We start from the raw sequence: 20,483 nt of genomic DNA, 5'->3' as shown, positions 1-20,483 counted from the left end.
CCTCACGCACTTATCGATAACGAAAGAGAGAAACTACAACACATCAGTTTTTTAAACATTAAACTCGTAACGATTTATAGAACAAATGTGATTCGGTATGCATATCCCCTTCATTCATCCATTGACTCGCCGATTCACTTACTCTCGAATCAGCTCTTTGCTCAGCCTTTCATACAATTCAAAAGCTTCTGTTTTAGATATCAAATTTCCGAGAGCGTATTGATAAGCTAGCTCAATATCGTCGCTTTGATTGGGGTAATAGCGCTTGGCGACTGCAGCGCACTGGCTCAGATTGGTGTACCAACTGCCGTCTTTCTCAGCCACAAAGTAATACGCCGCTCGAACTAGCTTCTTGCCAATCACCTTGGCGACATCCGTATCAGCCATTGTTTTAAAACTCGGGATCATTTGCTTAAGAAAAGTCGATAAATCGCCATTAAGAGCTTGGGCTATTTCATTACTGGGCTTATATCGTGGAAACTTTATAGATAAATCATCCCCCCAAATACAACAGCAACAATGTTTGAGCCAAAACTGCCAATGGAATTCTTCGCTGGGCTGCAGAACCTCTGAGAGAGATCCTGGATCAATATCAAGCTTAGTCACTTGAGGATAGATTTGGGGTATGGTGTCAGAAAGGTGCTTAAATACTCCCCTCTCTTTTTGACCAAGCGGCGTAGTGAGTACGATAGAGACATCCAAATCAGAGCGACCAACAATGGCCGTTCCTCTAGGCACGCTTCCATACAAGTAGATACCATCAACTTGACCTAGAAGTTCTCTTAGCAGCGAATCAACGACTGCTGACACCACGTCTTGAAATTCAGGCGCAATGTTCTTTGGCGAATAAAGATTTTGAATGAACCCTTCTCGATCGAGCCCTCTATCTAGCTTCTGCATACCACTTTCCATTGCTATGCCTTTTCCCAATCAGAACGTAGAACCGCCAACACAACTGTATCCCACCATTGACCTTTGAAGAATCGATGATCTTTAAAACACGCCTCTTGTTTCATTCCCAGTGACTTACATAATTTAATCGCAGCCAAGTTTCTGCTGATGGTTTCCGCGTAAATACGGTGTATGCCTAACTCTGAGAAACCAAAATCAGCGAGGGCTTCAGAAGCTTCTATAGAAAGCCCTTTTCCCTGAATTTCCCTCGAGAAAGCACAGCCCATTGAAGCTTGTTTATCGCGTTCAAGGCGTAAACAAACTGTTCCAATAAACTTCCCCGAGTCTTTGCTTTCAACCGCTAATTGAAAAGACTGGCGCGGAACTTCCAAAGCCTGCGCAACAAACAACTGAGTTAGCTCTCGATACTTGTTAGGTTCACAATCACTTTCATCATAGAAACGCTGATACTTTGCATCTTGAGACATCGCAACAAAGGCACACTCGTCTTCGAGACTCATATCTCGAAGAATCAACCTGTCAGTTTCCAGCTTAAACATCAAAATTCCTTTTATCTTATAGCCTTGAAGGGAAAAGTCTCGGAGGTGTTTACTCGTATACTTTCCCGTTATACTTCAACCAACCATGAGTGTGATGATTACGAGGGTCTTTGTGCGTCCAGTGCATGACGCCACCTTTCTTGTTCCACTCATATTCACCATAAAATTCAATTCGATCGCCCTTTGCCAGCCCCTGAACACGAGGCGCTAAGTCAATATTATGTGCGACTAACAAGGTTTGTCCGCTATCGAGTCGCAAAATGAATTTCTGATGTCGAGATCCTTTATTATCATCAGGAAGTACTCGATACACCGTACCCGAGCCGCGCACCTGAACGTCGCTTTGGTGATTTTCGTAAGCTTGCTTAAGTCGCGTATCATTCGCTTGAACATGACTGATGCCGAAGCTAAGCAGCACCAAAAGTAGAGCGCAAAATTGTTTCATTCCTTTCATTTCCCATATCTGTGTGTTGATTTGGGATACTGACTGGGCATCCCCTCTTTAACGATGCTTGTACTGAGTTGGACAATAACCTCTCGAAACGCCCGAACTGCGCAACTTTACGTGTTTGGTTGAGCGCCCAGAAACACGTGAACGCCACAGCTTAAAACTGCCAAGCTTGAGATGGCTACGCATAAAACGAATCACTTGTGATTCATTTAAACCAAATTGGTGCTCTATTGCCTCAAATGGCGTTCGGTCTTCCCACGCCATTTCAATAATTCTTGATTCGTTCTCTTTAGATAACATCGTGCCTGCTCTTCCTTAATAAACCGGGAGAGATACGCTCGTCTTAGATTTAAAGATCACAAGGTGACCACTTTGAACTCCACGACTTATAAAGTTCGATAAAACAACAGGCTAGCAGCGAGGCAATCATGGGGTCAAATAAGCTTGTGCGAACTCTCTAAGCACTCTCGCATTGTTGTGGTATTTGCTATCCCCGCACTTTATGCCATCCACTCTGATGTCCGGGCTGGAATAAGCAGGTATAACATCTCTCTCATAAGACATCACTGTCCCTCTGTCAGCACAAATTGCGCCGAAGGAGTATTGAGGAGCTCTTGGATACGTTCCAGAAATGTAACTTTCGATACTATCAAAATCTTTCAATAACGTTTTATAGTCATGATTAGCACCACTTAAATGGCCAATTTCATGCTCCATTAAGTAATCAGGGCAGTTTACCGCTAAAGAAAAAAAGTAGGATACTGAAGATGACATACCACAATAATCAGACTCAAAGCTAAAATTATAATTAGAAAATACTATCCCAGTAAAAATGGGGACGCCGTCTTCTGTTGTTTCTGGAATCGGCTCATCCATCGAGAGTTTTAATAACCTCTCTGCTGCGCCCAAATCTTGAAACCAAAGGCTGTCGATTTCTGGCGTATAAGTCACCTTGGTGACTTTTCTCGTCATAGGGATGCAGGAGTTCTTCAATACCAAATTCGAATAGCTTTCCCATGTCGCTATTTTAGAAGCAACAAATGCTTTGGAATATTCGGCTAACACCGATTCATCAACATAAAGGTGGATTTCTGTATTCAAAACCTCGCTCTGTGCACAAGTAGGAAACTCGATGCTTTGAGCATTGGAGAGTCGGCTATTGCTCAACACTATAATCAAAACACAACCAACTAAGTGGATAAGCCTTTTAAAAGAACCCTCACTGACTCGTGTATTCATTTCCACCCTCTCCCTATATTCAAAACCACAAAAATCATCATAAATGCCGTGACTTAAGATTCATATAGATAACTATCACACATATAAGCGCTGGTCTCTCAAAGTAACCGGCTCTATCGATGTTTTTCAGAAAACAAAAAGCTCGCCATACAATGACGAGCCTTATTGATTATGGGAGCTTAACGGTTATAAGGCCCAAGCCTTAACCGATCTAGCCATTAAGACACCTGATCGCGCAAAGCCAATTCAACGTTTTTCAACACTTTGAGCTCTTCGCGAGTACAACCGCGTGCCACGGAAACCCAGTGGTCGCCAGTTTCATCGGCTCCTTTAAACTCTGCACGCAACTCATATCTTCGCCATGTAACAAACGCCAAGATAAAGGTCAGTGCAAGCATCGGTAAACCGAACTGAGGAACAAATGCCCAAGTCGCAGCCGAGAGAACTAAAGCCAACGAAACGATATTGATTGCGTTTTCTTTAAGACCCAATTGACGAATTTCTAACTGTTTGATTTTACGTAAACTATACACATCTTTCTTAACTCGGAGTTCGTTAGAGCTCACCAGAAAATCTGATGCTTTGTATGACCTACGAAGTCGCACTAAATTTGCTAACCTGTTGCGTGTTTGATTCTTTTTCATCGCCTTTCTCCATGTTATTAAAGGTTAGTAAAAACCAATATAATCATGAAGTTAATGAACGAGTACTTATTTTATAAATCAAACTAATATTAAAATCAAGCTTATGCAATTAATAACACTTATAACAACACCGCCTTACATGTTAAATTTCAATAGAAAGAAGGCTTATTAAGGAATCTACTCATCATAAATCGATGTACTTTAGTTAAGTTAGATATAGGCCGATAGTGATTCCGATAATCGACCGAACATACTAAACGGCGGGCATGGTTCACCCTGCTTTGTAACTACTTATTTCAAAGAGATTTTTGCAATGAATCTCACGCTCTAGGAATGCTGAACCACGGTCACATAACGCTCCATCTTCCATAACCAGAACAACCACCCTCCCTCTTAAGCATTGATTTTTTGAATACCAAAATCATTCAATTGAACATATCAACATAGCTTATCGATTAAGCAATTGATCTCATAACAAAGAGACTGTACGTTTACATTATGCACACGGTTACCTAATGGAGATCACGATGAATGAACTACTGACATGCGCTATGGAACAGAAACAACGAACAACAGTGACGAGTTTATTCGCAAGAAATGGATTCAAGATCGCGGCTACTGACTTTGATGATGTGACTTTCGAACGAGAGAGTGTGTTGGTCAATGTTCGTTTTGATGCGTCTTCAAACGTTGAATCGATTTCAATTCTAAACAACTAACAAGCTCACAAGCAGGTCGCTAAAATAATTGAATGGCCAACATTCGAGTCATTTTAGCGTATCTTGCGACCTGCCCTTTTCTACTTCATCCCCATCCTCTCTCTTCCAAAAGCCACCGAGTGACAATTAAATCAATAACTCGCAATTCCATGAGCTTGGCTTATATTTATTAATACCCTTTGAACAAAAATTCGAAATGATGCCTATGTTCCTAACTCGGTTAATTTATGTCAGTACGCTTTCCGAATGTTGTGATTCCAAAGCATTGGAGGAGATACTCGCTATCTCACGAGATCATAATCGGCAGAGCCATTTAACGGGGCTTCTCAGCCATAATCAAAAGTACTTTCTTCAATGTATTGAAGGGTCTAGAGAGGCCGTTAACCACACGTACAATCATATTCTTAACGACGAGAGACACAATCACGTCGCAATACTTTATTTTAAAGAGATTGATAGTAGAGAATTTGGAGACTGGTCGATGGGAGACATTCCGCAGTCCAATTTAACCGAGCTGTTGAACTTACAGTTTTCAACATCTGATCAATTTAACCCGTACGAAATGTCTGGCGAAAGTGCTTACCGAATGCTTTTAGAGTTAAAGCAAAATTTGCCATCTGAATAGATCTTCGACCCGACTTAATCCGTAGAGCGAGCAACAAAAAGCCCCAACATATGGGGCTTTTGCGTTTTATTGTAAATGCAACTATTCGTTATTCTTCGGTGAACTCTAATCGCTCTCGCTGCTCGACGCCTCTTGTTCACTGCCAGAAAGAGCTTGCTGTTCGGCAGTAATATCAGACTCTTTGAACACAATGAACGCGCGGCGGTTTAATGCATCGGCTTTTTCAGAGCGTTCATTAATCGCAGGCTGCAACTTACCAAATGACTTCACTTCCCAGATGAACTGCTTAGGATCGAGTTTGGTTTTGAGGTATTCAACCACCGTTTCTGCGCGGCGCTCTGCCAGCTTTTCATTGTAAGAAAGTGAACCTGCTTGGTCGGTGTGCCCTGCCACCATAATACTACCTTGCAGGCCGCTCAATTTAGTTGTGAAGTCATCTAACTGAGTTAGATCTTCTTGCTTGAGTACTGACTTATCGAAATCGAAGTGCGGCGTCATTGCCATATAAACTTTACGTTCTGGTTTTGGTGGCTCACAGAAAAGCATCTCTTCATACTTCTGAGCTTCTTCAAACACAATAAATGCACGGCGGTTCTCCGCTAGGTCTTTATCTGTCTTACCAAGCAGAAGGGGTTGAGTCTCACCAAGGTGTTTTACTTCCCAGTCATATTGCGTTGGGTCTAGTTGCCCTTTCAAATAATCTGCGACCGATTTAGCGCGTCGCTGTGAAAGGCGCTCATTATATTCGAGAGAACCCTTGAAATCAGTATGGCCGACAATCGTGATGCGCCCTTTTAAGCCTCTGATCTCTTTAACAAAGGTATCTAAGTTGATCTTGTCGAGGTCGCGTAATTGATATCTATCAAACGCAAAATGCTCTGCGATGGCGATATGCACCTCACGCTCTGGCGCCAAACACTCGCTGATTAAAAACTTAGACACATCGATGCCAGCAAACTTGTCTCGGTTCTCCTGACTCACATAGGTGTCGGTTGCACAGCCGGAAAGCAGCAAAGTACTCATCACTGTGCTTATTAGGAAAATAATTGTTTTCATCTTACTCTTAACTGTCACTTCGAATTCTCAACTCTTAACTTTCAAGCCACTTTTGGGCTGGCTTAGATCTTACCGACTAAGTTAATGAACACACCGGATGCGTCGTAGTCGTCATCATTGGTTAAGTCACTATCAAACGCAGAGAAGTTATAACCAATCCCCATTTTAAAGTTCTCGCCAATGTGCTTGTTCACCGAAACTAGCGCACCGTGTTCTAGCTCATCGTTGAGTGTGTCTGTTTTCCAGTGGTATTCACCCGTCACATCCCACTCTTTCATCACGCGATAAGAGGCGCTAAGTCCATATAGGTCGATGTCACTTTTAACCATCTCATTCGCACCAGATGCTCGTTCAAAAGCTTGCTGTTTGTCTTTATGGGCGTACTTAGTACCGACGTCCCAATGTTGGTCAATCGAATAGATCGCTTCAACTTCAATGATCTGACTGGTTTCGTCTTGATAATCCACATCGCGATCCAGTTGATCGAAATCTGCAATATACGTGTAGCGGCTCAGTAAATTGAGTCGATCGTTGTAGATCGGACGATACGCGAGGCCGCCAGTAGCTTCAGTAAATTGCGCCATAGTTTCGCCCGTAGTCTCGCTTTCGGTAATGGAGTAGTTGTACTTGCCGAACAATGTGTACTCTTCCGTTAAGTGATGCGTATAACGGTTGGTCGTCACGATTTGTTGAAGTTCTCGCTGAGCGATGTCAGGGTCGTCTTCACTCTTATCCACTCGGTATTCAAATTCGTGGCTAAGGGTTATGTCATCTAGGTCAATTGAGGCATTGAAGCTGATAGATTCACGCTCTGTGGTAATGTTCTGGTCATCTTCAATTTCACCAAGCTGATAACCAATCCCCATCTCGACATCTTCCGTCACATTGTAGCCAAAGCCGTATGAGTCGATACGGCCATGACCATCATTTTCATCAACAAACTGGTTCTCTTGGTAAAAATCGACACTGCTGGTGAGGTCTGCACGCTGACCAACAATCACGTTGTTTTGGCCTTCGTAGTTATCATCTACATAAGTTACGTAGGTTGAGTGGTCATCGGATACATCGTAAGTCACCGTCGCTTCTGCTACTTGGCCTCGGTCGCCATCGGTGTATTCGCCACCAAGAGACAAGTCTTCCAACACTTGGAACTCAGCACCAATCGACGCGCTGTCGTTTTCATCATAGTCATCCGACTGGTCGACGGTCTTTTGCCCTTTGACGTAAACGCTGTTCTCACTGTCCCACATGTATTCCAAACGTACACCCGCTAAGGTCGCATCACTGTGCTCGTCGTTTTGGTTAAGCTCTTCAGTTTGTTGCCCTGCCGCCGAAACCTTAATGTGCTCGGTGATTTTAACTTGAGTCTCAATCTCAATGGTTTCAGTATCTGTTTCTAGATTACCATCGACATCGCGCTCTTCATTGGTCGAGAAGCGAGAGAGAACCGCCAAGCGATCGGTAGCTTGTAAACGAAGTTCAGCACCGTAAGCTTCTTGTTCAAGGTCATCGCTGCTGCTCGCGTAGCTGTATCCCGCGTCTTTGTCTCGATACCAAAGTTTCAGGTCATTACCAACGGCACCAAAGACGGTTGGGGCAAGGTCATAAAGACTGGTGACAGCTGTGATTTGGACACTATCACCCTCGCGGTCTTCCAACGTGTCGCCAATGGGCGTAAAGGTTAAACCACCATCGGTAGAGACAAAATTCGACTCGGTTTGCCTACCTTCACTATGTGCAAACTCAGCCTTAATGTAGGTCCCTTCAGTGGCACGTAGCGTTAAGTCCGTACCATAAGACTCGTAATCTTGATTGTCTTTCTCTTGGGTCGCGTACGTCACGCCAACACCAATGTAGTCGTTAATCCAGCCTTTGGTACGACCACCGTAAGACATCGCATTTAATGAATCTGAACCTTGTGGGACGTACTCATAGTCGACAACCAGAAAGTTTTCGTAGTCGTCTCCGTTTTCAATCACGCTGCCAAAGCTGTCGGATAGGATGTTGTCGAGTGGCTTGGTCAAAATAATGCGACCTTGGTATGGGTCAAAGTCATAGTCGACACCAGGCTCAAGTGGGATTTCATTCTGCACTAAGCCAGATTCATCTTTTACTTTTACATAAACCTTATCGCTTCCTGGTACCGCTTCACCATGACGAAGGAAGTATAGAGAGCCACCTGTACCCAAAAACTCATCGTGTGCATACAAGGAATCTGCTTCTGCGGTAAAACCGACCACGTTCAAACGGTCTTCGCCATACTGCGTGGTGTCACGAGTGCGATAATCCGCTTTGAAACCATAGAGGCTACGGTTGTAATCGTTGTTCTCGGTGCCTGTTAAACCCGTGTTATAGTTACCCCACAAGTATTGAGACTTATCATATTCCACATTGAGGTAAACCTTGCCCTTGGTGTTGACCACTTTTTCGATGTTTGAGCTATCGCCATAGTTGCCGTAATAAAGCTCATCGTCGTCTTCGAGGATATCGAACACATCCGAATCGTCGGAGGCGAACGGATGTTTGAACATGTCTTTGATTTCACTTTCTCGCGTATCAAAGTGAGTCGTTACACGAAGTTTGTCGCCAAATTTACCCTGACCAAAGTACGCTAAACGACCTTGGTTATAGATGTCATCTTGGTACTGGTCATCGACACTTAATGCATCGCTATTACCAGACACATTGTTCTTACCAACATAAAGATCAGCCAAGCCGGTTTGTGCGTAGTAAGTATCTGGAATACGAACGTACAGCTTGTAACGACGTTCATCACCGTTATCAAACACAACCTTGGTTGGGAAAATGTAGGAGTCTGTAGGTAAGTACTGCTCTGCGTATAAGTTGCCATCTTCGACATCAAATTCATCTTCACCGATGATGACTTTATCTACGCCCTTTAAGCCGGTGCCGATAAATTTCGCTAAGCCCGCATTGGTCGGGATGTTGTGACGCATCAACTTAGCTTGGCCGTAGCTTTTGTCTTTGCTCTCTTCATCGTCGTTATCGTTGCGATCGATATCGACTTCAGAATCAGGCTTCACCAAATCCGTGACACCAACGGTAGTCACATCCATGTTGCCATCTTTGTCCCACGCTTTTAGGCGGAACATCAACTGCTCACCAACCGCAAACTGGTAGTCGACATCAGTTTGACCATCCCAGTTGATGTCAGAATCGTTTGCCAGTTTATCGCCATCAAGCACAGCGATTGGCTCAGACAAGCCAAAGTCACCCACACGGTACACTTCCAATTGGTACTTTTTGATGTAGTAACCATAGTTGGTGGTGACGGTGAAACCGACGCTGTCACGCAGTGTGCCTTGTTCGACTTCTAATTCATCACTGACACTGACATCTAATACTGGGTCAAAGCGAGTGATGTCACGGCTTGCCCAAATAGCGCCTTGCTCTAGGTAAATACGTGAGCTGTCTTGGTCTTGATTCGGTTTGGTGATTTCAATGCCAGTCGTCTCAGAACCGAGTTTTTCAAGCTTACCTGTGTCTTTCGCTACCGCCATCACTGGGATGGCAGTCAACACACACGTCGCTAAACGAGACTTACTAAATACTTTCATACAATTTCCAGATACGGTTCCAATGGCTTACTTCTGTTCACTTTCTTGATCTTTGCGATGAACGCTAAAGTTGAACTTGGTGAGCTTGTTCGGGGTAATTCGCAACACTTTCGGGTTTTCGCTCACCACTTCCATAGAGGTGGATAGCGAGTCAGTGTCCAACTTCACGAGGAAGTTCTTACCTTTCTTATTGAGTACCCATTGGTCGGGCACGTGGTAACGACCGTACTGGTCTGTGTAAATAACGATTCCCTCAACCGTCATCAACTTAACGCCCGGAATACCATCTTCGTAAATACCTTTGTTCTCGATAACGATTTCCCATAGGTAATCCTCGCCATCGCGATATAGGTTTCTGGTTACGTTAAGGTTTTCCGCGCTCAGTCCCTTCTTCTTATCGGATTCATGCTTAAACTGAATCTGACCTTCTGCATCAAACTCGATATGGGAGCCCGAATCGGTCGTGACATAGAAATCAAAGCTCTGCTGTGTTCGAGTCTTGAATTGAATCACCACTCTGCTGGTTTCTGGCAGTGTTCGGTTCACTGAGTGACCCCAAAGATCGCCAAGCTCCAAACCATCTTCAAGAGCAGTGGTTATTGCGCCATCTTGAACAGCAACGTCTTGACCATCACGGATGATGTGTGTCGAGTCGGCGATATAGCCTTGCGTTGATAGGTTCGCGGTTAACTCAACATCAAAAGCGGTTGCGTCTGCTTGGAATCCATCCTTGTTGTGATCTTCAAAAACTTTACCGATGATTGATGAGGTATCGAACACCTTGTCCGGCTCTACGGTCACTTTAGCGGTGTCTTCATTGGAAACAGCCGAGCCATCCACTTTCGCGACTGCGGTGTTGATGTAGTCACCAAAGGTGGCACCTACCGATACACGCAATAAGTATCGAATACGTAGCTTCTCGCCCGGATCAAAGTTCAACGAAGTGAACATGAGCTTGCCGGTGTCTGATGGCTCTTGCGAGATAACTTGATCGTCTTCCGTACCAAACTCACCATCGATACCGCTCAACACGATTTCTGATGTGTCCACGATATACTTTAAGCCCCCCGGATAACGGTCTTCTACCGCCACGTTCTTAAAGTAAGATTCATTGTTGTTTTCGACGATGATCTCGTACTCAACCGCATCACCGACTTGCGCGGTATCTTGCAGTGCAGATTTAGTCAGCTCCAATTCCCCAGAGTTATCAGGAATCTTCTTGATGTGAGTGGTTACGCTGTCGCTGGTTTCGGTACCGTCAGATTCGGTCGCCGTGAAGGTATTAGTAATGTCGTCATCCAAACCTTTACCTAATGTACCCACCACTTCAAATGCATAGGCATTTCGCTTTTGGGACTTCAGGTTAACTGTGGTGTCTAAGTCTTTATTCGACGGGAAAGAATGACGCTGAATAACCGCGCCAGAGTCGTCGACTTCCACACCTTCAATTGTCCAATCGATAAAGACTTTATTACCTGTGCTGTTTTGTAGTTCACTGATCTCATCGGTTAGACGAACATTAGCCGCGTTACCTTGACCGTTGTTGGTCACGGCTAAGTAATAAGTGACACTGTCGTCATCTTCGGTGTATTCAGGCTTATCAGAACGTTTTTCAACAACCAGATCAGCACCCACTGGCGGCAAATCCAAAGCAGATACTTGGTCTGCCACTGCCTGCATCGAGGTTTCTGATGCCAACATGCCTTTAGATCGAGCGCGCATCGCTGGGCTACCAGTTAAGTCGAGGTAGTAACCAAGCACATCGATGTTAGTCAGCATGTCTTCGTTGACCGTCAATGTGAACGTGTAATCAATCTTGCCGCCCGGCGCGATGTCGACCAAGGTGAACAGGTCTTTGTCGTCATCAAAGGTGCCAGGTTGAGTTTCAGCCCCTTCTGATGTTGCCGTTAGTGTCCATTCATCAAACGCATTACTAAAATTACCATCAATATGATCACCCATGGATTCAGAGAACTGGGTGTAAAGCGCGACATCTTTGGCTATACCTCGGCCTATGTTCTGCACCACTAAGTGATACTCAACCTGCTCTCCCGGCACGTAATACGGGGCATCGGTAAACAGCTCAGCTTGAACCACAGCCGCGACTGTTTGAACTGGAGGACTGATAACATCACCGCCGTCTACTTGCGCAGTATTAATGATGTGTCCAGTTGCGGTGTCGACTACGGTGCCTTTTGAGCGGAACACTACTGTGCCGTGTGGGGCGATATCTACGTTGTATTCCGTCGGGCTAACTTGCTCGGTGGTGGTGCCTATTGTGGTTGAATCGACCACCAAAGAGGTGGAACCAGCCACAAAAGCAGGTCCCGTCGAACCGTTGTAGTATGCGACCTCAATCGACTCCATATCATCAACAACACTTAAGTCACTGATGTAGTTGTTCGAGGTGTTTTCAATAGTGATCAGGAACTCAAGCTCACCACCCGGTTCATACTCGGTTTGCACATTGGTTTTGGTCGCAACAAACTCCGCCTCTTTCGGTGTAATAATCACTACAGAGTCTTGTGGGGCACCGTTGTAAGTGATGGTGGCCGTATTGCTGATATCACCAATCGCTGTCGTGCGAATTAACGCCTTAACATGGAAAGTCACTTTGCTCTGTGGCGCAACATCCATACTCACATCGATGTCTTCACTCAAGTCGAATGTCTTTGGAGTGACAACCGAACGATCATCCGAGGCGTCAAAGCTCACTTCCCAAAGCAGGAATGCCGACTCTTGCTTATCAGCCGTCGTGTCGACTTGAATGTCACTGATGATGTCTTCAAGTTGAACACCAGATGCAAACGCATCAGAACTGTTGGTTACGGTGATGTCGTAGTTAATCAGCTTGGTTACTTCATACGATGGCGTATCAACCGTCTTCTTGACCGAAACCGTCGCCAAAACTGGTGTACTGGTAGCACTGTCATCAAATGTTGTGCCGTCAAAGGTCGCTGATGCGATGTTAGTGATATCGCCTGTCGCCAACGGATTAGTCGTCACTTGAATAGTGAAAACAATGCTGTCTTGAGGCGCAATATCGAGCGTCTCATTAAGGTCTTCACCACTGGTTGCATCCGGTACTGGGGTTTCACCGGTTGTCGATACCGCAGATATTTGGATTGAAGCAGGGTCAAAAGCTTGTTCAGTCGCACCGCCTGCAATCGTGGTTTCAACCGACTTCAGCGCATCTTGAATAGCAACATCTTCAGCCCAACCTAAGCCGTTATTTTTAACGGTTACCGTGTACTGAAGCGCCTCTCCCGGAAGGTACTCTGCTTTATCGACGTCTTTAGTGATCTCAACTTGCGCGTCTTCTGGAATGTAGTTCGCGTCGGCAGAGTGCTCACCGTCGTCGCTATCAACTTTAACGACGTTAGTGATCTCGCCTTTGGCTTTATCATTAACAGTGTTGGTCACGACAAATGAATAACTGTCACCCGGGTGAATGCTGTAAGTCGCACTATAACCCTGCGTGTTATTAACCACATCTTTGCGAGCGTTCAGGGCTGGATCGCCACTGCCATCAAGCTGTTCGTCGCTAATAATCCAATTACCTGTCAACGCTTGCTCTTGATCTGTGCTGTTAGCCACCTCTGTCATGATGGTGTCGATACGATCGGTTAAGACTTGATCGACAAGGTAACCTTCACCCGTGTTAGCCACAGTGATCTTGTATGAGATTGGTTGACCCGGTTGGTATTTGGCATCAGGTTCTGCAATTGGCGTCGTTTCTTTGGTTAGCACCAATTGACCCGACTTCGGAGTGATAAAGCCTTCTCGTAAGCGAGCGATCTTCGAATCGTCCAAACCATGTCGTAGATAAGCCGTATTGGTAAAGCGCCCAATCGCGTCATCTCGTACCTTGCCTTGGACGTGAATACGGACAACTGTGTACTTATCGCCGCCACCCGTACCGGCATCGTCACGCCCTGCCATCTTGATCGATTCGACAGGTAAATCGATGTCTGGACTGTTTTGACCAACTAGCTTATCAAGCTCTGAGAAGTCATTAGCGTTGAGATCTGACGGCGCCGAGTTATAAAGCACATCGTAATCAACCGTCCATTCTGTCAATGCCGTTTCCATTGAGCCATCGACGGTTTCGACTTCAAAGCCGCTGATGATGTCACGAATCGAAAACAGGCCAGAATCCACATCGTCATTGGTGATGTCGATGTAGTAATTCACTGTTCCACCCGGCACGTACTCAGGCGTATCCGTCCATTTATCAATCAGGATATTCGAGCGACCCGGATCAAGTACGATGTCGTTGGTGTTATCACCGTTCACTTGCGCCGTGTTGGTAATAGTACCTGTCGCTGAAGTCGACACGGTGCCTTTCACGTCAAACACAATACGCTCACCAGGACGAAGATCGACAGTTGCATTCAATGGTACGCTACCGTTGTAGTTACCTTGCACGTCGTAAGTGCCAACAGGTTCAACCGCAATAGCCGTTGTCCAGCTAGAGAACGCATCATCGCCATCTTCGGTTTTGATTGTGTGAATCGCATCGATAACGCTCACATCATTTGCGATGCTATCGCCTGTGTTATCTAACGTAACTTGATACTCAACATCACCACGTGGTGCGTAAGTACAACCGCTGCCATCGTTTGAAGGAACAGAACACCCTGCCGATTCACCATCGGTATACACCAAGGTTTTGAAGTAATCGAGCTCGGCATCTTTAGGTGGTATCACTTGCGACGTCGCAGAGCCACTTCCTGCGGTCACTTGGTTCGCATCAATCGTGCCCAAAGCGTCGTCACGAACGACACCGGTTAAGTTAAAGGTCAGCACTTCTCCCGCGGCAATATCGGTTTCAATGTCAAGGTTGCCACTGGTGTTGTAGCTTGGTACATAAGTATCAATATTGGCATCAATACCATTGCTGACTTCATGGGTCATATCGCCAGAAACAAAAACGGATTCCGTTTTACCGCCAATCACTTCGACTTGAATGTCTGTGATTGTGTCTTTGATCTGAATATCATTCGCCCAACCGTTTTCCGGGTTTGTGACTACAAATTCATACTCAACTTCGTCACCCGGAAGATAGGTATCACCATCGCTGAACGGGTTGCCATTGATCGACACCACACGTTTTTCAACACTGGTATTATTTTCAAGCGGCATTAAATTCGCTGTTCGAGCACTACCGTCGTACGTCGCTTTATTTTGAATGTCACCCAATGCATCTTCACGAATTTGAGCATGAATAGTGAACGTTAGGCTTTCTTGAGGCGCGATAACAATGTCGTTATCAATATCGATGTTATTGCCAGGTACAAAGTCAATCGCGTCGGTAATAGAGCCTGTCGCAGCCGTTTTATCTAGGCTAACTTCCCAGCCAGCCAAGAACGGTTGTCCAATAGGATCACCTCCTGAACTGGTGCTGTCTTCTGCAATACGAGTTTGAATTTCCGAAATCGCATCTTCTAGGCGAGAACCATATTCAATACCATCCCCCGTATTCTTAATCTCGACGCGGTAGTAAACCTCACTCTCGCCAGAAGCTTGAGAATATTCAGTTTTTTGCGAAGAGAAGCCTGCATCATAAAACGCTTTTTTAGAGAACGTGACTTCAGGTTCTGCCATCGTTGATGGTGGTGATACCGCGATCAGTTCATTACCATTGTCTTCATCGATGTAAGCTTTATTAGTAAAAGAACCTACCGCTTTCGGACTGATCTTGGCTTTTATGGCATAGCGGACAAACGCTGACGATGCAGCTCGGCCAAAGTTGTCTGCCGAGATATCGAAGTGAGTATCAATCGGCTTATTGTCTTGGATTGAGTTATCAACATCTGGGTTGGAAATACCTGAGCTATCAGTGAATGTTTCAATCGTCCAGCTATCAAATGCAGGGCCACGCGTTCCATTAAAGTATTGAGTGTTAATTTGGTCGATGTCATCACGCAAGCTCATATCATCAACGTGGGCGCTCGCAATGTTCTCAATTAAAATTTCATACTCAACATAACCACCTGGCATGTAGTTAGTTGCGCCAACCAGTTCGTTTTCATCCGTGTCGTAATACGCCAGAATGTTCTTTTCAAAATCAACTTTTCGAGCTTCTTGACGAATATCATGAGATATCGTGTCGCCATCGACGGTTAGAACGTTAACAACATCGCCATTGGCTTTGTCATTGATGGTCGCGACAACTTGGTACTCAAGCTTAGCGCCCATCGGAATATCGGCTTCAACATTTAAGTTGCTGTTGGTTGATGTGTAAACATTGCCAGCACCTGCGCCCGCATCTACATACTCAGAATCGGTTCCAGTTGCGATCGATGTGATGGTCCAATCTGAATACGCTGGTCCTGTCTTACCGTCCACTAAGCTGACCGTAATATCTTCGAGGTTATCGACGATTGGAATATCGTGAGCGTTACCTTTGCCGTCATTCTCAATCACTAAGTGATAGGTCATGGTTTGAGCTGGCTCGTACACCACTTCATCGGTCGTTTTATCAAAATCTAAATGGTAATCATCGGGAATCACGACGGTATCTCGGTAATGAATATCACCGACCGCATCCGGTCTTACGGTACCTGTTACTGTGTAAGTCACGTCTTCGCCAGCATCGATATCAATCGAGGTTACGATGTCAGTGTCGTTCGCAACATCACCGTCTTTGGTACCATCGGTTGTCCCCGCGTTTGCAGGATCGCTCTTAGCAACTGCCACCGTAAACTTGTTTGAACCTACCGAATCATCGAAAAATGGATTGCCTGAATTGCCATCTTGTAGCTCCACTGATATGCCATTAATCAGTTCGTTAACGTCAACGTTGTTTCGATAACCGTGTCCATCTTGAGAGTTGTACTTGATGGTATAGGTCAACTCATCGCCCGGGGAGTAGCGGTTAATATTGGTTGTACGGACTACTCCGCCACTGTTGTGCACTTGATGGTTTTCAGCCACGGCACGTTTGGCATACTCACAATCGTCAGTACAACCGGCATTATCGTCATGAATCAGCACGGCTTCGTTGCGGATTATGCCGTCGTCTCTGTCAGCGACACCGTTAGACACCGCATTGTCTTTGACATGCGCCTTAATGCGCACCGTGACAAAGTCTTTGGCAGGAATTGAAACTGGGAACTCCACATCATCAGTGGTATTCGGGCCGAAACCCGCGCCAGTATCAACCGACCAATACTCAAACGGGTTTTGATTAAGAACATCTTCTACTTCACCATCTTTATCATTCGCTAGCGTAGTAGTGATCTCACTCAGGCGATCCATGAAGATAAGATCGGTCTCATCAGTGTCGCTATTATTGCCAATAACGATGGTGTAGGTGAGATCTTCACCCGGCGTGTAACGGACAACATCAGTCGTTTTGGCTAGTGAAACATTGATGTCATAGGTACTGTGTGAGTTATCTATTTGTGCAGAAGAGCTGTGGTCACGGTCCGTGATAGGGTCGTAAACATCAACACGGTTGGATACTTGTTCTTCTTCATAGTCAGACTTAACAATGCCGCTCACCTCATAGTGAACCCACCCTCCGGGAGTGATATCAACGTCGGTATCGATGTCAGTGTCGTTAGCAATGTCACCGTAACGAGAACCCGGTTTATCGGTGTTGGTCGAACCTACAATTGTCCAGCTATTAAAGAAGTTAAGCGCTGAAATACTATCTTGTACCGTTGCGTCATTTGCATAGCCAACACCGCGGTTATAGATATAAATATCGAATGTAGCGCGCTCACCTACAACAAAGTCGGTATTTTGAGCTGTCTTAGCGACTACAAGATTAGGTTCACTAGGATAGGTGCGTACCGTATCCGATAGATTAGTATCTGGTCCCGTCACTGTTGCGGTATTGGTGAATGCTCCCCAAAGAATCTCACTGTCGACACTGCGATCGAGTGTCCCAACAATGGTATAAGTAATCGTCGCACCTGGCGGGATCTGAGCGGTGGCATCCAGATCATTGTTATCCGAGAACGATCCGGGGTCAGTCACGGCTTTCACCCACGGGGAGTCTGCCTCTCTTTCTGCACTGATCGTCCACGAAGAGAACACGGACTTGGTTTCACCCGGCTCGTGAAGTAACTCAGCTTCTATAGTACTGATTTCATCTTTGACATTGATGTTAGAGGCGAAACCGTTCCCTTCTGGGTTGGTAATGCTGATCGTATAAGTGACAGTATTGGTGGTGTCGGTATACGCGTTTTGTTCGTTATGACCATCAACACGCTTATCCAATACTAAGTAGTAATCTCGTGGGTATGAGCCTCTATCGGAATAAAGCACGCTGTCGACTGTCACTTCATTACGGATTTCATCATCGGCAATGGGGTTTACGATCGCCGCAATGCTATAAACGATCTTATCGTGTGGGGCCAACTTAGCCTTCTCGTCCAAGATAAGTTTATTGCTTTGATTACCTTCAATTTGACCAGTAAAGCCGGGATCACTGTTTGTCGAAATTGAGCCGTCAGAGGCATAGGATTTCGCAGTAATAACCCAGCTCAAATACGCTTTAGTCGGTGTATCATTAATAGACTGAGTCATGACAGACACTAAATCATCATAAACCGGTACATCAATCGCGTAGCCGTCACCGTTATTCTCTACCGTGATGTCGTAGTTCAGGGTACCGCCAGCTGAGTAGTAACGAGAATCCACCTCCTTTTGGACTTTTAATTTCGAGTTTGGCATCTGTACACCAGAGCCCGACTCGCCTAAGTTATCCCCTAAGCACAAACCCGCATCGGTACCATCATCAACAATCTGACCCACACTGGTGTCTGCCACTTTTGCGGTCAGCTTATAATGAACGAAACCCTCAGGTGCGAGGTCGACTTTCAAATTGATGTCGTTTGTTGTCCAAGTATTGTAATTAAATGAACCATAATTCGAGCCATCACCACTTCTATCGGCGACTTCAAGCTTCCACTCGGAAAATGCTGAAGCGTTGGAGCCATCCGCTTGTTCTGTCACGATACAAGCAAATTTATCGATGACTTCAATATCGTTGGCGAAAAACTCTGTGTCCTTGTTAGAAATAACAATGTCATAAACTACTTCGTTATCACCGGCTATCCCCGGGACATAAGTAGTATCGGTGGTGTTTTTATTACGTGTAATTTGACTTGATGACGTCGTCAGAACGCCTTTCGAATCAAGAATATTAGCCAAAGCATCGCCAGAATCTGCGAGGCCATCAGCATCAACCACTCGGGCTGCAACTTGGGGAATTTGACCAATAGACACAGGGCTAACGTCCACTACAACGGAATAAACAATCTGCTCACCGGGATAGATAGACACTTTGTCTTCTAGTGACTTGTTGGACTCCTTTCCAGATACATTGAGTTCAGAAAGGCTATGAGAACCAATCGAGGTCACTTCATTGGTCCAAAAATCGTAGGGGTTACCAACCGTGTCAGTTGCATTCTTTTCGTTGCTGACATCGTTGCCTAGATCGGTTTCAAGATCCGCAAGAAACTGCTGAACAGAATAATGGTACGCGATACCAGTACTTGCTTGGTTGGCAACCGTGACCGTATAGGAAAACTCATCATCGACTAGGTAGTTATCCGATTGGTTCAAGGTATGTGTCAGGGTGATACTAGGCTCAGTGGGTGGAGTGATAACCTCATCAACTGTAACCAAGTCATCGCGTGTTTCAGCAGTTATGTCGTCATTAACAATGTCGCCGACTAAATTGTCGGCAACAGTTGCTTGAATTTCGTAAGTCACAGACCCGCCAATATCAATCGACGCACCACTTACTGATAAGTCCCCTGATTCGGCGAAGGTACCTGGTTCGCTCTTGCTACCTTCAACCTTGCTGACTGAGTTAACGTTGTCAGTAAAGGCTTGTTGCAAAGCCCCTTCAATATTGAGTGCCTTTATGTCTGAAAGGACATCTTGAACGTCGAGCGTCTGAATAAAGGTATCGCCAGTATTCGAAACCTTAATCTTATAGGTGAGTTTGTTATTGAGTTGATAGTTCGTCTTATCGACCGAAACAACAACATCATGTTGGTACACACCACGCTGAATGGATTCTGTATTTGATTCAACAGCATCCAACAGTCCAGTGCTCGCACTTGCGACGTTATCAATCGTACCGGCTGCGTCGGCAGAAACGGTGGCGACCATGGTATAGGTCACCGACCCACCAGCCGCAATACGCACACCTGATGCATCTAAGTTTCCGAAGCGACTGTAATCACCTGGAGATGACAGGAAGGAGTATTGCGCTTGAGTCGAAACTTGCGAGAACGCGTTAACATTATTTCCTTGATCATCTGTCGTTAAGATATTTAACAGCTCATCTTTAACGTCCAACTCAGCGATAGCTTTATCCGACTCATTCGTTAAAACAAGCGTATAAGCCACCTCTTGGTCGTTGTCATAAGACGCACTGTCAACAGACAGATCCATAACAAGACCCGTTGTGTCCGCATAGGAGGCCAATGGAAACAGCAGAATGGATAAGAAAAAGGCAAGATTGTATCTGAACATTAACGCGCACTTCACAGTAGATTGACAAGTGTCTAGGCAAAAAGCCATAGATTTGACGTCACCAATTTGGCACTTAGCCTATTAGGGACATGCGCAACATACAGTTCAAATAATCCGAACAATTAACATCCGTAAAAAACAAATTACTGAAGATGTTAAATAGAGAGTCTGATGTCTAAATTAGAATCAAGACATTGAGTTAATTATCAGAAGGTTA

The 20,483-nt window shown here is 45.2% G+C and carries 11 protein-coding genes; 2 read left to right on the top strand and 9 right to left on the bottom strand.

The features are described 5' to 3' along the window. Positions 1-138: 138 nt before the first annotated feature. The 6 genes from DUN60_RS04355 to DUN60_RS04330 all read right to left on the bottom strand — a co-directional run bounded on the left by DUN60_RS04355 (position 139) and on the right by DUN60_RS04330 (position 3,785). Entirely contained in the window at positions 139-900 is a 762-nt protein-coding gene (locus DUN60_RS04355) for a nucleotidyltransferase domain-containing protein (protein ID WP_114634296.1), read from the bottom strand. Positions 901-914: 14 nt separating this feature from the next. Next, positions 915-1,451 (bottom strand): GNAT family N-acetyltransferase, encoded by a 537-nt coding sequence (locus DUN60_RS04350; RefSeq protein ID WP_114633266.1) that lies wholly within the window; start codon positions 1,449-1,451, stop codon positions 915-917. Between the two features lie 49 nt (positions 1,452-1,500). After that, positions 1,501-1,896: a DUF3465 domain-containing protein gene (locus DUN60_RS04345; RefSeq protein ID WP_114633265.1), complete on the bottom strand. Its 396-nt coding sequence runs from the start codon at positions 1,894-1,896 to the stop codon at positions 1,501-1,503. 57 nt (positions 1,897-1,953) lie between these two features. Continuing rightward, positions 1,954-2,202 (bottom strand): TIGR03643 family protein, encoded by a 249-nt coding sequence (locus DUN60_RS04340; protein ID WP_114633264.1) that lies wholly within the window; start codon positions 2,200-2,202, stop codon positions 1,954-1,956. A gap of 126 nt (positions 2,203-2,328) precedes the next feature. Next, positions 2,329-3,141, bottom strand: coding sequence for a hypothetical protein (locus DUN60_RS04335; protein ID WP_114633263.1), 813 nt, complete (start codon positions 3,139-3,141; stop codon positions 2,329-2,331). A gap of 218 nt (positions 3,142-3,359) precedes the next feature. Continuing rightward, complete coding sequence (locus DUN60_RS04330; protein ID WP_114633262.1) at positions 3,360-3,785, bottom strand: hypothetical protein; 426 nt, start codon at positions 3,783-3,785, stop codon at positions 3,360-3,362. A 527-nt stretch (positions 3,786-4,312) separates the two neighbouring features. Between DUN60_RS04330 and DUN60_RS04325 the strand changes: the two genes are divergently transcribed. Together DUN60_RS04325 and DUN60_RS04320 are read left to right on the top strand one after the other, a co-directional pair. After that, entirely contained in the window at positions 4,313-4,504 is a 192-nt protein-coding gene (locus DUN60_RS04325) for a hypothetical protein (RefSeq protein ID WP_004734640.1), read from the top strand. A gap of 205 nt (positions 4,505-4,709) precedes the next feature. Further along, complete coding sequence (locus tag DUN60_RS04320; protein WP_017079037.1) at positions 4,710-5,129, top strand: BLUF domain-containing protein; 420 nt, start codon at positions 4,710-4,712, stop codon at positions 5,127-5,129. Positions 5,130-5,234: 105 nt separating this feature from the next. Here DUN60_RS04320 and DUN60_RS04315 read toward each other — a convergent pair whose 3' ends face one another. From DUN60_RS04315 to DUN60_RS04305, 3 genes are all read right to left on the bottom strand, one after another. Beyond that, entirely contained in the window at positions 5,235-6,185 is a 951-nt protein-coding gene (locus DUN60_RS04315) for an OmpA family protein (protein WP_114633261.1), read from the bottom strand. A 62-nt stretch (positions 6,186-6,247) separates the two neighbouring features. Further along, positions 6,248-9,763, bottom strand: coding sequence for a hypothetical protein (locus DUN60_RS04310; RefSeq protein WP_114633260.1), 3,516 nt, complete (start codon positions 9,761-9,763; stop codon positions 6,248-6,250). 27 nt (positions 9,764-9,790) lie between these two features. After that, a complete protein-coding gene (locus DUN60_RS04305) occupies positions 9,791-20,185 on the bottom strand; it encodes a DUF11 domain-containing protein (protein ID WP_114633259.1) in 10,395 nt (3,464 codons plus the stop codon). Positions 20,186-20,483: the final 298 nt, after the last annotated feature.

Origin of the sequence: Vibrio splendidus, assembly GCF_003345295.1 — a bacterium.
GTDB lineage: Bacteria > Pseudomonadota > Gammaproteobacteria > Enterobacterales > Vibrionaceae > Vibrio > Vibrio splendidus_K.
The sequence above is the reverse complement of the archived record's forward strand: the minus strand, read 5'-3'. Positions and strand labels throughout refer to the sequence as shown.